The 15,680-nt window shown below is 38.3% G+C and carries 12 protein-coding genes and 1 tRNA gene; all 13 read right to left on the reverse strand.

Translation table 11 applies throughout. The features are described from left to right. Positions 1-380 precede the first annotated feature (380 nt). The 13 genes from cysS to phnE all read right to left on the reverse strand — a co-directional run bounded on the left by cysS (position 381) and on the right by phnE (position 15,679). Entirely contained in the window at positions 381-1,793 is a 1,413-nt protein-coding gene (gene cysS / locus FGL89_RS04155) for a cysteine--tRNA ligase (protein WP_014973675.1), read from the reverse strand. 137 nt (positions 1,794-1,930) lie between these two features. After that, the gene (locus FGL89_RS04160) at positions 1,931-3,148 is read right to left on the reverse strand and encodes a phosphoglycerate kinase (RefSeq protein WP_014973674.1); all 1,218 of its coding nucleotides are present in this window, start codon (positions 3,146-3,148) and stop codon (positions 1,931-1,933) included. Between the two features lie 81 nt (positions 3,149-3,229). Continuing rightward, the gene (locus FGL89_RS04165) at positions 3,230-4,063 is read right to left on the reverse strand and encodes a glycosyl transferase (RefSeq protein ID WP_014973673.1); all 834 of its coding nucleotides are present in this window, start codon (positions 4,061-4,063) and stop codon (positions 3,230-3,232) included. Beyond that, the gene (locus FGL89_RS04170; protein WP_014973672.1) at positions 4,053-5,504 is read right to left on the reverse strand and encodes a glycosyltransferase; all 1,452 of its coding nucleotides are present in this window, start codon (positions 5,502-5,504) and stop codon (positions 4,053-4,055) included. Before FGL89_RS04170 ends, FGL89_RS04165 begins: the two co-directional genes overlap by 11 nt. Positions 5,505-5,618: 114 nt before the next feature. Continuing rightward, positions 5,619-6,296 carry a DUF4811 domain-containing protein gene (locus FGL89_RS04175; RefSeq protein WP_014973671.1) on the reverse strand — a complete coding sequence of 226 codons (678 nt, stop codon included), beginning with the start codon at positions 6,294-6,296 and terminating at the stop codon, positions 5,619-5,621. Position 6,297: 1 nt separating this feature from the next. Then, positions 6,298-7,800, reverse strand: coding sequence for an MDR family MFS transporter (locus tag FGL89_RS04180; RefSeq protein WP_014973670.1), 1,503 nt, complete (start codon positions 7,798-7,800; stop codon positions 6,298-6,300). Between the two features lie 96 nt (positions 7,801-7,896). After that, positions 7,897-8,574, reverse strand: a complete 678-nt coding sequence (locus FGL89_RS04185; RefSeq protein WP_014973669.1) for a nucleoside/nucleotide kinase family protein — start codon at positions 8,572-8,574, stop codon at positions 7,897-7,899. Continuing rightward, positions 8,574-10,937, reverse strand: a complete 2,364-nt coding sequence (gene helD / locus FGL89_RS04190) for an RNA polymerase recycling motor HelD (protein WP_014973668.1) — start codon at positions 10,935-10,937, stop codon at positions 8,574-8,576. The genes FGL89_RS04185 and helD overlap by 1 nt, the downstream gene beginning before the upstream one ends. A 127-nt stretch (positions 10,938-11,064) precedes the next feature. Further along, a tRNA-Glu gene (locus tag FGL89_RS04195) sits at positions 11,065-11,136 on the reverse strand. Positions 11,137-11,213: 77 nt separating this feature from the next. After that, positions 11,214-12,458 (reverse strand): NADH-dependent flavin oxidoreductase, encoded by a 1,245-nt coding sequence (locus FGL89_RS04200; protein WP_041773121.1) that lies wholly within the window; start codon positions 12,456-12,458, stop codon positions 11,214-11,216. Between the two features lie 79 nt (positions 12,459-12,537). Then, positions 12,538-13,170, reverse strand: a complete 633-nt coding sequence (locus FGL89_RS04205; RefSeq protein WP_014973666.1) for a LysM peptidoglycan-binding domain-containing protein — start codon at positions 13,168-13,170, stop codon at positions 12,538-12,540. A 150-nt stretch (positions 13,171-13,320) separates the two neighbouring features. Further along, complete coding sequence (locus FGL89_RS04210; protein WP_014973665.1) at positions 13,321-14,826, reverse strand: bifunctional metallophosphatase/5'-nucleotidase; 1,506 nt, start codon at positions 14,824-14,826, stop codon at positions 13,321-13,323. A gap of 43 nt (positions 14,827-14,869) precedes the next feature. Beyond that, positions 14,870-15,679, reverse strand: coding sequence for a phosphonate ABC transporter, permease protein PhnE (gene phnE / locus FGL89_RS04215; protein ID WP_147000433.1), 810 nt, complete (start codon positions 15,677-15,679; stop codon positions 14,870-14,872). Position 15,680 lies beyond the last annotated feature (1 nt).

A 15,680-nucleotide genomic window follows, 5' to 3' on the forward strand; every position in this document is an offset into this window, starting at 1 on the left:
GTTCAAAGTTTTGTTCAGTTTTCAATGTGCTACTTGTTGTCGCTGTGACAACTATATTATCATACCACGCTCGGTTTCGTTTGTCAACACCTTTGTTTTGAGAAGTTTCCTCCTCGCTACGCTCGCTCTGACGCCCTGCACCGCTTTCGCTATTTGACAACTATACTATCTTACTGCGTCTTGTTTCACTTGTCAACACTTTTGTTAGCGCTTCTTTCGCGCTTCCCTGCCGCTGACTTGCCCTTAAGACATCTTCTAATATACCAACTTTCTCCCCCTCCGTCAATCTCTTTCTCTCACTCTTTTTCTTTCCCTTACTCTTTCTCTCTATCCCCCCTCTTCCGTTCGCTTTTTCTCCCGGTTTCCTTAGTTATCTATTGTTACCGTTCATGTTTCCAGCGTTGTCCAGTTGCTGTGTCTTCTACGCTAATTCCTAAATCTCGTAATTGATTACGTAACTGATCAGATAATTCGAAATTGTGCATTTGACGTGCAACAACACGTGCTTCAAGTAGACTTTTTTGTTCTGTCGTCAATTCCGACCTATCAGCCAATCCATCCACGCCAAAAATGCCCATCATTGTCGATATACTTTCTAATAGTAATTCTGCAGTTGCTTTTTTAACTTCGTTTTCGTCAGTATAAGTATTTGCCAGCGTTACCAGCTCAAATACAGAAGCCAATGCATTTGGTGTATTGAAATCATCGTCCATAGCAAATTCAAAATCACGTACATGTTGCTTAATTTCATCCTCTATTGTACTATCGGATCCAACAACTGCATTATCCATGCGAAATAGTAAATTACGGTAGCCTGTTCGGATACGATCTAGCGCCCCGCGTGCTTGTTCCAAAGTCTCAGATGAATAATTAATTGGTCGACGATATTGCGTTGTTGCCAGAAAATAGCGAATTGTCATTGGATCATCATAGTTAGCTAACATATCATGTAATGTTGTGAAATTACCTAATGATTTAGACATTTTTTCATTGTTAACATTGACAAACCCATTGTGCATCCAATAATTAACAAACTTCTGACCCGTACGAGCCTCAGATTGTGCCATTTCATTTGTATGATGTGGAAAAGCTAGGTCAATACCCCCGCCATGAATGTCTAGGGTATTGGCTAAATACTTTTGTGACATCACAGAGCATTCAATATGCCAGCCTGGACGACCTTTTCCCCAAGGCGACTGCCACGAAATTTCTTCTTCACTATGGCTGGCTTTCCATACAGCAAAATCAATTGGATCTTCTTTACGAGTCATTTCTTCATCATTCAAGCGACCTGCAGCATTTGCTTCCATTTCAGCCAAATCTTGATGTGCTAAAATACCGTACCCATGAAACTTTTTGGCACGAAAATAGACATCCCCTTGGCTTTCATAGGCATAGCCTTTAGTGACTAAATCTTGAACAAAAGTAATAATATCAGGAATAACCTCGGTTGCACGGGATCGTACTGACGCTGGGCGAATATTTAATGGCAATGTATCTTCATCAAACGCCGTAGCATATTTGTTAGCGATTGTCATCTCATCAACGCCTTCTTCACGCGCGCGATTGATAATTTTATCATCAACATCTGTAAAATTCGAGACATATTTGACGTCATAGCCACGGTATTCAAGGTATCGACGTACCACATCAAATGCAATTGCTGAACGCGCGTTTCCAATATGAATATAGTTATATACTGTCGGTCCACAAACATACATGTTGACTTTTTTAGGCGTTATCGCTTTGAATATTTCTTTTTCACGTGACAATGTATTATAAATACGAATCATGTTAGCTTCCTTTGATTGTTAATATTTAATCCTATTATACAGGAGATGTCAAACTTTTTGTCGCTAAAACTATAGTAATCACATCATGAAAAAACAGACCCACAATTAAGTGAGCCTGTTTTTGTATATTCAAAAGATTACTTTTCAGAAATAGCAGCAATACCAGGTAATTCCTTACCTTCAAGGTATTCAAGAGAAGCACCACCACCAGTTGAGATATGTGTCAATTTGTCAGCAACACCTAATTGTTGAACAGCGGCTGTTGAATCACCACCACCAACGATTGTTGTACCACCATTTTCAGTGACAGTCACTAATTCTTCACCAATAGCTAATGTTCCCTTAGCAAAACTAGGCATTTCAAACACACCCATTGGTCCGTTCCATACAACTGTCTTAGCGCCTGCCAAAGTGTCTTGCAACAACTTAACTGACTTAGGACCAATATCAAGTCCCATATAGCCATCAGGAATACCTGTGGTTGCATCAACAACTTCAGTCTTGGCATCATTTGAGAAAGCATCTGCAGCGATTGAATCAGTTGGCAAAACCAACTTGTCGCCAGCTTCAGCCATCAATTGCTTAGCCAATTCAACCTTATCAGCTTCAAACAATGAATTACCAATCTTATAACCCTTAGCTGCATCAAATGTATAAGCCATACCGCCACCAACAATCACTTTGTCAGCTTTACCTAACAATGATTTAACAATTTCAATCTTGTCAGAAACCTTGGCGCCACCAATGATAGCTACAAAGGGACGTACTGGGTTAGCAACAGCTTCGCCCAAGAACTTAATTTCTTTTTCCATCAAGAAACCAGCAGCTGCTTGTGATACGTTTGCAGAAATACCAACGTTTGAAGCGTGGGCACGGTGAGCTGTACCAAATGCATCATTGATAAATAGGTCGTCACCTAATGATGCCCAATACTTACCAAGTTCTGGATTATTCTTTGATTCATTTTTAACTTCTTCGCCGTTAACAACGTCTTCAAAACGTGTGTTTTCGACCATCAAAACTTCACCATCTTGCAAAGCTGAAATAGCTGATTCAAGTTCTGCACCACGAGTTTCTGGTACAAACTTAACGTCCTTACCTAACAATTCACCCAAGCGTGTGGCAACTGGTGCCAATGAGAGTTCTTTCTTATCGTCTTCAGACTTGATACGACCCAAGTGTGAGAACAAGATTGCACGTCCATTGTTTTCAAGCACGTACTTAATCGTTGGCAAAGCTGCCACGATACGGTTATCGTTTCCGATAACACCTGCTTTGATAGGCACGTTGAAATCAACGCGCATCAATACTTTCTTACCTGAAAGTTCCAAATCTGAAACAGTCAATTTAGCCATGATAGCCTCCAAAATTTTATTATTACATCATCTATTATAGAACAAAAAGTCGTTTTTGTGTTGTGATATGTGAAATACTGTTCAAAATGTTTTTATATGCAATTTTTTTGTTGGTAACTGATTTCGTTGTAAAAATTCAAAGTCCGTTTGGGTCACTTGAACGTAATCAATCGCATGTGTGTCATCTTGTAAAATATCAACTAATTTTTTGGCAATTTGTCCTTGATCGTCTAATACACCGGCTATCAGAGTTAGCGTTGTGTGCGGCGGCACCAAATCCACTTCACGATCTAATTGTGTGATATTGATAGGCGTTGCTGATGATAGACGAAGACCCGCTTTCAAATAAGCCTCTGCTGTGCTAAAACTTTCTCCACCAGCATAAACAAGATTTCGCTTTTTATTAAAATAAAAATCTTGTACTTGAACCGCTTGTTGCCCAAAATAAAAATCAGATACCAGTAACTCACCTGAACTAAAATACTGTTTAGCAAACAATTTACCATCTCGCCGATAGATATCTTTATAATCTATTTTGCCGGCTAAATCTTTCCAGATCACCGCCTGTACTATTCTTTGCGCATCCGAAAACCAACGTAAACTAGCCAATTCACGACCTTGTTGCATGATATTTTTAGTCCAATCTGTGTTAATCACAAACTGTGCATCACTTGGTACTAAAAGATTGGTCCACCAAATACCTTTTGTATCATCACTATCTGACAAGTAACTTTGCGCGTATATGTCATAAACTTTTTTAGGGTTAATACCTAATTTTTTAACCAAATATACAGCATCTTCGTGCGGTGTAGCAAACCACAAGGCACTGCTTAAGCCTAACCGTACTTGTTCAATTTGCCATCTCACCCCAGCAGAATTAGTATCTGACAACGAATTAATCATTTCAATTGTCATATTTTGCCACTACTTTCTGCCACTGCGTAGCGATTATTTCTGCCTGATAGTTATTGGCCAGCTGATGCGCACCAAGAGATAAGGCATCATAATGATCAAAAATTTTGCGCATTGCGGTTGATAAATGATTAATATTATCACTTATTTGATCACGATGGGGGTCGAAATTTGCTAAGTAACCATTTTTACCATTATGAATTAATTCTTGTGCGCCATATAGATTAGCATATGTTGCTATTGGTAAAGCAGCCGCCATTGCTTCTAAATAAGTTAAACCAAAACCTTCCGAATAAGACGCTGATACAAATGCATCATACTGTGCCAACGTATCAGTAAGCTGGTGACTTAATCCTTTAAATTGAATCACCTGATCCAAATGTAATTCATTCACTAAGTTTATCAATGATTGTTCTTCACTGCCAACACCATAAATGTCGAGCGTTGACTTAAATCCTTCTAAACGTAATTGATGAATAGCTTGAATAATATGATTTATATTTTTTTCCGAGTGTAGCCGCGAAGCAGTCACAAAATGAGCAATCCCACCTGACCACCGACGTGGAGCAGAAATATTTGTAACACCACCTACTGGTATGGCAATAATTTCACTGTCTACATGATTAATACCAATATGTCGAAGATGAGTTAACATGGCTTTCTTCTGTAATTGAGTAGAAACAATAACCACATCCAAATCGTGTACATGATCTAACATATATTGGTAATAACTATTCCAAAGTGGCTGCCCATGTTGGAACCTCACAAAATGAGCAGCATGAACGACATCAATTAGCACAATTGGCTGACCACTGCGCTTCATTTGTATCAATGCCACTTCATTTTCTGTGCCACGATCAATCACATAAATATTTTTCTGATAACGCTGTTGTATTTCAGCAAAGAAAAAGGCAACTAAAGTCTCAAAAGTGTTAAAAACATAATACTCACCACGAAAATTATCGACATGAATATTAGTCATTTGTCGGCCACGGGAAGCTGTATCTCGATAATGCCAACTGATACGATGATTATTATTCTCAAGTATGACACGATCATCTTCAACTACATAAATATCTTTTTCTGGTACATGCTTTTTATGCTTATAAATTGTTGCCTGATAGTTTCCGGTCGTTTGACACCTCATCATACGTTGTGTCTGTGTATCATCTAAAAGAATATCTTGCTGATAACTGTGAATATTCACTTCTCCCTCGCGCAAATAAGTATCCGGATCATCATGCAACAGATAGTCATAGAGCCCAATGACTTCATTTTCAGCTAATTGCCATTCTTGTATATGTTGATGTAATTTGGGTAATAAATCAGTAAAAATCAGCTTAAACGGTATATTTTTTTCACGGAAACGAGCCGCGCGATAAAATTGTGCATGCTCAACACCGCTATTGCCATGCCCTATACCTTTGTTAACAAAAAAAATCATCAGAACACCTTTTCTATTTACTTAATTCTAATTTTAACATTTTCAAATGCATGAAAGCGAGCGCACAAAAAAAGACATTTTCATTTCTGAATTTGTCTTTTGACTCATATCCAATTAATTAATATTGTATATTTTTTTAATTTGTTGTACTTGCATCATTGCTGCTTTATTTGGATCTTTTTGAGCTAAAGCAGCTAATTGTTTTTGTTGTTCAGCAGCTATCATTTTTTCTTTATCAGTCTTTGGCGCCATTTTTGACTGCAGCGATTGTGCTTGCTCTGTCGTTAATGCCACCCAAGTGTTAGGTATTTGATAAACCACATGACGGTGCTTTAATTGATTATTATTACCAACAATACCAAATAATAATTTCCAACCGCTAGACTGATATACATAACGCGTTGTAGTTGTTACTTTATATGCTTTAGTACCATTAATCGCTGCACGATCAGATGTCGTGTGCAAATCTGGCTTAGCGACAGTATTTTTTGTAGCATCTTTAGTGTTTTTATAGATGTATACATTCTCGGTACCATTCGTCCCAACACCTTGATACAGTAATAAACCAAAACCTTGTTCTGAAGAGCCAGCTGAATGTATTTCTTTTTTAACTATCTTTTTTTCTTCTGTCATACCGTAATGATCATGCATGTTAGCTACTATACCAACCACACTCAAAACGAGTCCAGCAAACATTACCACTGTGACAGTTAAACGCAAACCCTTTGGTTTGATCATCATGTTGGCAAAAAAAGCTAACACTGCAAATACAGCCATTATTATGATAATCATTTTATGATGCCTCCTTTGCTGGTGTTTCTACTTTGCCACTGTGCAAGAAAAAGGTAACAAGTAGTGCCGCTACTGCAAAAGCAGCAGCTAAGAGAAATGAGGCATGGAAACCATTTAATGTCGCATCCAAGGCTTTTTGTCCAAATGCTAACGGATCTTGACCTTTTAATGAAGACTTTGGCATGTTATTTTCTGTCACTGATTGCATGACTGATGCCAAAACAGCTGTCCCCAATGATGAGGCGACTTGCCGCATTGTATTGTTTGCAGCTGTACCTTGTGCCGCCGTCTTCGGTGACAAAGCACCCATGGCTGAAGCTGTTAAAGGCATCATTGTCATAGCAATACCAAACATACGTAAGGTATAAAGTGAGGTAATATAAAGTGTTGGCGTATCAGCTGTCAAGAAGAACAGTGGTACCGTACCAATAATTAAAATAATGAATCCAGTTGTTGCCAGACGTTTAGCGCCATGTTTATCATAGAAAGAACCGGCAATCGGCGAGACAATTCCCATCATCAATGCACCAGGTAACAACGTCAAGCCTGATTTTAATGGTGATAAGCCACGGATATTTTGCATATAAATTGGTAATACCATTTCGACACCAATCATAGCCATCATAGCAAGAGATACCAAAATAGTTGTAATCGTAAATTGCTTTGACTTAAACACTGACATGTCTAAGAATGGTTTATCCATTTGTAATTGATGCCACATGAACTCAATCAAGACTACGAATCCAACGATCAATGGTATGATAACTTTTGCACTACCCCAGCCATCTGTTGCCACCATCGCAAAACCATACAATACTGAACCAAATCCCAGAGTGGATTCAATTAATGAACGGACATTTAAGCTGACCTTTTGTGTTGGTAAGACATCATGGAAAAGGAACAGCGAAGCAATCATAACGGCAATTACGACGGGTAATACGATACCAAAAATTGACCGCCACGAATTTTCTAAAGTAAAACCTAAAATGGTATGATCTTTTTCCAAAATCCATCCAGATAAGGTCGGTCCAATTGCTGGTGCCATACCAATAACTAATCCACCTAACCCCATGGCTTTACCACGTGAACTGGGATCAAAAATTGATAGTAAAACAACTTGCATTAATGGCATCAAGATTCCAACTGCCATTGCTTGAAGTACTCGTGCTACCATCAATAGCCAAAAAGCACTAGTAGGTGTTAAAAAAGCAACAAGTGTTCCTACTGTAAACAGTGCTAAAGCTGACATGTACAATCTTTTAGTTGGAATACGAGTTGTTAAAAAAGCTGATACAGGTACCATAATACCGTTAGCCATTAAAAAAATGGTCGTTAACCATTGCACTGTTGACGCATTAACATTAAAAGCCTTCATTAATGTGGGCAAAGCAGTGCCTAATGCTGTTTGCATTAACATCACTGAAAAGACACCAATTAGCAATACCATCATCATCGCTGTACGATTGATTGGCTTACCATGGGTGTCGCGTACTTCATCACTCATGAGTGATTTCTCCTCTATATTTAAATATGTCATTGAACTACTTTTAAATATACTACACCTCAAAAAAAAGATTGTCAACTTTGTTGACAATCTTTTTTAATCTTTTATTTTGATATCTTCGACGTCATGATTCTTGTCTAAATAAACCACGACATCTGCATATTGTTTACTTGGCAAAATATAATTATCCAAATTCACTTGATTCGTTTCGTCCCATGTCTTCATGGTTAAATCAGCAAGCTCACCAATCGGCATAGTTGTATATTGATACCGCCATGATGATTTATTATCTTTTGCCTGAGCAGTCATTGCTAGTGTTCGAGATAAATACCACCATTTAATATCTTCTAAGTCAGCCTCTAGATAAATTTTAAAATCAGTTTGTTTGAGACGCAGTGCAACCACGCCTTCGATAATCAGTATATCTGGTCGTTCAATAATTTGTTGATTATTTGGATCAATATCAGAATTCTCTTGTGTATAAATCGGTATTTCAACCGACTTTTCCCCTTGTTTGAATGCCTTAATAACCTGTTCTAAGCTTTCTAAATCATAGGTTTGTGGAAAACCCTTTTGACCAAATAAGTCTTGCGCAATTAATGTTTGGTTTGACATTAAAAAATGATCAGTACTAATCACTTTCACTTGAATTCCTAAGGCTTTTGATATTGTCTCGGCAAATGTACTTTTCCCAACGGATACCGAACCAGTAACAGCTATTGTCATGAACTGACCCACGTAACGTTGCTTAATTAATGCAATAAGCTTATCCATTACTTTACCTCATATAAATGTTGAGGTACATCATCAATCAAAGTTGTCATTTCACCTTGTGATAGTAACGTGAGACGATGCATCGCACGGCTAGCAACAGTGTAAAGTAAGCGTCGTTGAGAATCATCACCATACCGTGTATCATCAGCATGCCAAATGATAACAGCATCAAACTCTAACCCTTTAGCTAAATATGAGGGCACAACAATGGCGCCTTGCGCCAATCGCTGATTTTCTGATTGAATTAACGTCACGGATTTATCACCCAACTCTGCCATTAGCTCTTGCGCATCAGCTAATGTCTTAGTAATAATAGCAGTTGATTCGCTGTCCTGCTTATTTTGTAATATTTGCTGACGTAATTGTGTCATCATTTTAGGCTGAGAGTCAGCGACACATATATTCGGCTTTTCGCCTTCACGATTAAAAGCCGTAATATCTTGCCCGTCACGTAAAATATATTTGGTAAAATCAGTAATTTGTTGCGTTGATCGATAAGTTTGTGTTAACTTGGCCTGTTCAACACGGTCCGTATCAAATAATGTCGCAAAATCAGTTTGTAGATTCTGAGCATTGTCTTTCGTGAAAATCGCTTGGTTTAAATCACCTAAAACAGTAAATTTAGCTAACGGAAAGCTAAACTTTAAAAACGCTAATTGAAAAGGCGTGTAGTCTTGAATTTCATCAATAAACAAAAAACGAATGTCACGTTCACCGTGTTTGCCAGTGATCAAGTCATACAAATACAAATACATCGTTGTATCTGCCAATGATAATCTTTTTGCTTTAAGGGAGTCAATGACCTGCTCTACATGATTATGCCAGTCATTATCAACAATACCAAATTGTGACAAATCAACATATTCATGCACATGGCGTAAAAAATCAACAAACTGTGCATTGATATTTAAAAAACTGCCCCGACGAATTTGTCGCGCTAATGGTCTGAGAGATTGTGTCACAATTTGCTTAGCTAAGAAATGCCGTTCAGACTTTTCACTAGCAAATTCACGTTCTTTAGGTCCACTACCTAATTGCGTTTGTCGCGTGCGTGATGCTGCATCTTGTTCTTGATCATCCCCAATACGTACTTTTCCGGCACCAACCAGCTCATCGTATTCTTGCTTAGACAGATTCTCAATGGCTAGTTCAACCCATTCTTTACGCATCTCTGAGTTAATATGGGCATTCAAACTACGTAGTAATGTCTCTCTAGTTGCCTCTAATCGTTGCCCTAACTTATAATTTTCATTGTACTGATAGTAAATTTCAGTAATCCGTTCCTTGTTAACTAATGGTTCACCACGAAACATCAAATGCCGTATTCTCATGTCTGATCTATTGAGGTGATCAGCGTACGTAGATAAAGCATGAAACATAGCCAAACTACCCTTAACTAAACTGATTTTATCGTCAGTCATATCATTTTCAAAACGTTCCTGCAGTGTTTCCACATTAATTTTAGGTAACCGTCTAGAAGCATATTGATAAAACGTCATTTGCACCATATTTTGTTCACCAAGTTCTGGCAAAACATTATCAATATAGTCGTTAAATAGTTGGTTCGGGCTAAATAGCACAACCTGTCCTGACGTCAATTTACCACGATAACGATAGAGTAAATAAGCAATACGCTGTAAAACAGCCGCAGTTTTACCAGAACCAGCAGCTCCCTGTACAAATAACAAATCTGCTCTTGTATTACGAATAATTTTATTTTGCTCTTTTTGGATGGTAGTCACAATGGACTTCATTTTTGTTGATGATTCCCCAGATAAGGCGTTCATCAACATGGCATCCCCAATGGCTTCTTCCGTATCGAACAACGTCACGATGACACCATCTTCAATTTGGAACTGACGCTTAAGCATCACATTAGCTTGCTGAGTACCGTCTGGTGTTAAATAAGTAACCTGCCCAATACCACCATCATAGTAGATAGATGCCACCGGTGCACGCCAATCATAAACTAAAAACTTATTTTTATCGTCACTAAATGAACCCAACCCGATGTAAATTGTTTCAGCTTCACCACTGTCACTCACTGATTCATTGAAATCAATTCGAGCAAAATATGGCTTATCAATTTGTTTCGTCAAAGTTGCAAAACGTTGTTCTGCTCGTGTTTTTGAGTTTTCTCGTTCAGACAGCATTTGTTGTTGTTGACGAATAGAAGCCGCTGTTTCAACAATACCAGAATAGGTATCAGTTTTAAGACGAACTTCTCCCCAACTTTGAGATACTGTATTAATATTCTTATTAGTACGCTTGATTTCTGTTTCAGTCGATTTTAAAGATGTTTTCATCTCAGTGAGGGTTTTTTCAAGATACTGTGTTTCTTCAATTTTAGTTTGATTATCCAAAATGTCTCTCGCTCTCTTCAAATTCAGTGCTTTAATTGTACGCCTTATATTGAAAGAATACAAAAGATACATACTAGCCATTACATAAATGCATATAAAAAGCCGCAACCGAAGTTGCGACTTGATATAGCTCGTGAGAGAATCGAACTCTCGATTCCGCCGTGAAAGGGCAGCGTCTTAGCCACTTGACCAACGAGCCATGGTCAGTGATGCCCGATATCTCTATCAGACAACTATATTAGTATAGCAAGAAATTATAAACTCGTCAACTATTTTTTAATTATTTTTATTTTTAGGTTTTAGTGTCATTAATTTAGTTGGATCAATTGGTTTTGCTGGCTCGTTAACTGCATGTTTATAATACTGCCACGGCTTTTTAGGATCAAACTCGATATCGGTTGTTATCGGGAAGCCATTCCGAAAACGGGTCAGTAACCAATTTTCTAAGGGCTTAGGCACTGCTAACAAATTAAAATCAGCTGGGGATACTGCATAACGAATTGACGCAACATCTTGCAGCATCACCTTTTGTACCCAATCAGGTTCTGTAATGAGTTCACGTCCCAAGGCGCCAAAAGTTACCCCTGTATCCATTAAAGATTCAACTTGTTCAGGTTGTTTGAGCAAACCTGCTACCATCAATGGTAAATCAGGTGGTAATTGCTCAAGATAATAGTCAATAACTCGCTTGGTATCCGTTTTATCATTAAAGGGTTTTTGGAAAGCATCTTTTAAAGATAAGTGAAGATAGTCAACCGGTAGCTCAGCTAGCTTTTTGGCAAAATAAAGTGAGTCCGCCAGTGAAATACCTGGTACCGTACTTTCTTCCGGTGATTGTCGATAACCTAACAAAAACGGGCGATCAGCATATTTATTGATGGTTTGGGCAACTTTTGCTGTAACTGCCAACCCAAAGCGACTCCGCTTTTCTAATGTGCCGCCCCAAATATCTTCACGCCGATTACTGTCAGGCGAAAAAAATTGCTGAAGTAAATATAAATTAGCCCCATGTATTTCGACGCCATCAAATCCTGCTAATATGGCTCTCTTGGTGGCTTGTGCAAAATCCTCAATGGTTTGTGTGATTTCCTCATGTGTTAATGCTCGTGGTGTCTCGTGTGTACCATGCGGATACGCCTGTTCGCTAGCAGAAATCGGAGCATGACCACGCAAAATTGTACTGGTCGTCTGTCGACCTGCTGCAAAAATCTGCAATACTGCTTTAGCCCCACCAGATTTAATCGCGCTAGCAAGTTGGCGTAGTCCAGTTATTTTATCATCATCGGCAACTGAGACACCACCTTCCCAACCACGTCCGATTTCGTTGACATGCGCTGCTTCAGTAATAATCATAGCTGGACCTTGTGCGCGCAACTGATAAAAACGCAACTCATCCATTGTCACATTACCGTCTTCGAATGATGATCGTAACGTTATCGGTGCCATCACAACATGATTACGCAATGTTATCGCTTTATTTTTGAAAGTATAATTGTCTAAAAAATCGAAATTAATTTGCATACTCACATTATACAAAAAAAGCTCACCCAAAGGTGAACTTTTTTATCTGTATTAATCTATTATCTAGAAAAACTTGAGATTAATACCAACCGTTACTTTGTGAATGTGCCCATGCATTTTCAGCAGAACCGTAGCGTGCAGAAATGTATGACTTCATGGCATTCAATTGGTCATTATAATCTGTTGAATTACCACCATATTGTGCGCGTGCTTGAGGTGATAATTGGCCAATACCGTAATATTGACCGTTAGTAGCGTTAACATTACCACTTGATTCACGAGCGATCAAAGAAGATAACGCAGATGATTCTGAACCAGTTGAAGTCGTTGTTGTTTGTGTCTTAGCAACTGCTACAGGGGCTTGTTGTACTGGAGCTGCTGCCTGTTGTTGTTGAACAGGTGCTTGTACTGGAGCTGCAGGTGCTACTGCAGGTTGATTGTTTGTTTCAACTGTCTTTGCCTTTTCAGCAAAGCTCAAATGTTGTCCAACCACAATTAAGTTAGCATCAGTAATGTTGTTGTTGTTAACAATTGAGTCAACAGTAACATTGAACTTTGAAGACAACTTATTTAATGTGTCACCTGATTGAACGACGTAGTCTGTTGACGCGTTCACTGCGTTTGTAGTGTCTGCACTAACATTAGTTGCACCAAATGCGAAAGCACCAGCAACACCAGCAGCGATTGTCAAAGACTGTTTAAAATTAAGCATATATACCTACCTCTGTGTAATTTAAGTTTTGTTCTTTAAGCTGTTTAAGCTATGCCTATAATAGTAATCCTAAAATATAATAGCGAAACATCGAGATGATGTCAGTTCTATTACATACTATTATTTATTAAACATTATGAACTAATTTGTTTAATATTCAACAAAAAATTGTAATTTTGGTTTGTTCGGTAACTGTATATGTGTCTTAAAATAGTCTACTAACATTTCTTGAATAGGTTGATCACCAGAAAAAACAGTCTCTGCAGTTGCATATTCATGATAATTACCACCGCCAACAGCACGATAATTGTTCATAGCAATCGTAAAATAGTCCGTATCTTGCACATCTTGGCCTTGATATTGTAACTTAACGACCCGACTTCCCACCGGATGAGTCACATTAAAACCATAATCAATACCAAAAGCCAAATCATAATTATAATGCTCAACTTTCGGTATTAACCAATCAGGATCCACTGTTAATTGAGCATCTGAGATGACAAAATAACTCGCAACATGCTCTAAACTGGCTCTTAGTGCTTTACCACTAACACGCTTAGTGACCAGTGTATTGTCAAAAGGATAGTTTTGTAAAATATGACGTAAAGTCAATTTCTGTGGCAAACTGGACGGATTATTATTCAAACTAACTAACGTGATATCTGCATCGGACACAGCTAATTGTACCGATGCAATCCATTGTAATATCTCATTCCCGCGCTTAGCAAGTTCTATAGGGGGTTGAACAGCAATGCTAGCATCAAGCTGTGCGATTGGTTGATCTAACCAATTCTCGACCTTATCTTGCACAGGCTGCAAAGCTGAGAGGATAGTCTCACAACTCTTTGTACCTGCTGATTTCGTTTCTGCTTTGAATTGCCATGACCCTTTATTTTCAACACCATTGATTTCGGCAAACAACTTGGCTTGATTTGGCATCTGTAATGTGAGCACCCCGTTAATAACCGTTGGCGGCACATTACCATGCTGATGTCCTGTCAACAGAATATCAAGGTCAAGCAGTTCAGTAAGCTGCCAAGCAATATTTTCAGTTGTCTTACTAACGACTTTACCAGTAGATATATCTCGTTCATAACCACCGTGATACACACCAATCACAACATCAGATTCATCACGTAATTGTTTAACAACTTTATCTGCCTTGACCAATGGTGATTCAATATTAATGGCAGATATATGCGCTGGTTTCTCCCAAATATTGATATAATCTGTCACTAATCCAATAATTCCAACTTTAGTCCCATTCTCCAGTGTTTTTATTTGCGCTGGATAAAGTGTATGTCCTGATTTATCTGTCACATTTTCAGCAACAACTGTTGCCTCTAATTTATCAAGATGTTTCACTAATTGATCATAGCCAAAATTAAAATCGTGATTACCCAGCGTGACATAATCATAGCCAGCTAAATTCATAGCCGTCGTTACAGCATCAGTATCTTCGTGTGTTTGTAAATACTGTAATAGCGGTGATCCTTGGTACATATCACCACCATCGATAATAATTGTATTACCATTCTTATCAAAGTTAGCTGCTACATTAATTAACCCTTGGGGTTGCGGCGCTTTTTGGATATAATCTGTTGGAAATAAGTAACCGTGCACATCAGAGGTGTAGTAAATTTTAAATTGTTTCATTGTTTCTCCTAAAAAAGAGCGACACCAGTCGCCCTCATTCTTATTACCCATATAAAATCTTTTGACGTAATTTGTTTGATATAATTTCAACCACAAATACTAGAATGAATAGGCCGATCAAAATGGCCCCAACCTGATGCCAATGATATGCACCCATTGCAAATATCATTGGTGCACCGATACCACCGGCACCAACTAATCCCAAAATTGTTGCTTCACGCAAATTCATATCAAAACGGTAGACAAGAATGGAGATAAAGTCAGAACTCAACTGCGGTAAAACACCATAACGGATTTTTTGAAAAAACGTTGACCCACAGGCATCAAGAGATTCTAAGATACCTGAATCTAAATCTTCAATTGTTTCAATAAATAACTTTGAAATCATACCAATAGAAACAATGGCTAATGTCATAACACCGGCAAATGGTCCAGGACCAGTAACACGAATAAACATTAATCCATAAACCAATGATGGCACTGTACGGATAGCCATAATAATAAAACGTGTCACAATCACTACTGGACGCGGCACAATATTCGTTGCCGAAATAAATGATAATGGCACGGCAATAACTGCACCAACTAGCGTACCTAAGAAAGCAATTGCAATAGTCTGTAAAATCAAATACGCAACACTGCTATCATTTAAACCAAATAGTAAGCTTGTGTCGGGCATTAAGATACCCATTAAAATATTCCATCCGATTGCAATACCCTTAGTAGTCACATGGGCACCATGTAATGCTGGGGATGAGACAGCCAACAAAATAACCAAAACGATAGCAATCAGACTATATTGTAACGCTCGACGCGGTTCTTTTTTGAGAACATTTTCTAAATTATTATTCATA

Source organism: Leuconostoc carnosum (assembly GCF_007954525.1).
Taxonomy (GTDB): domain Bacteria; phylum Bacillota; class Bacilli; order Lactobacillales; family Lactobacillaceae; genus Leuconostoc; species Leuconostoc carnosum.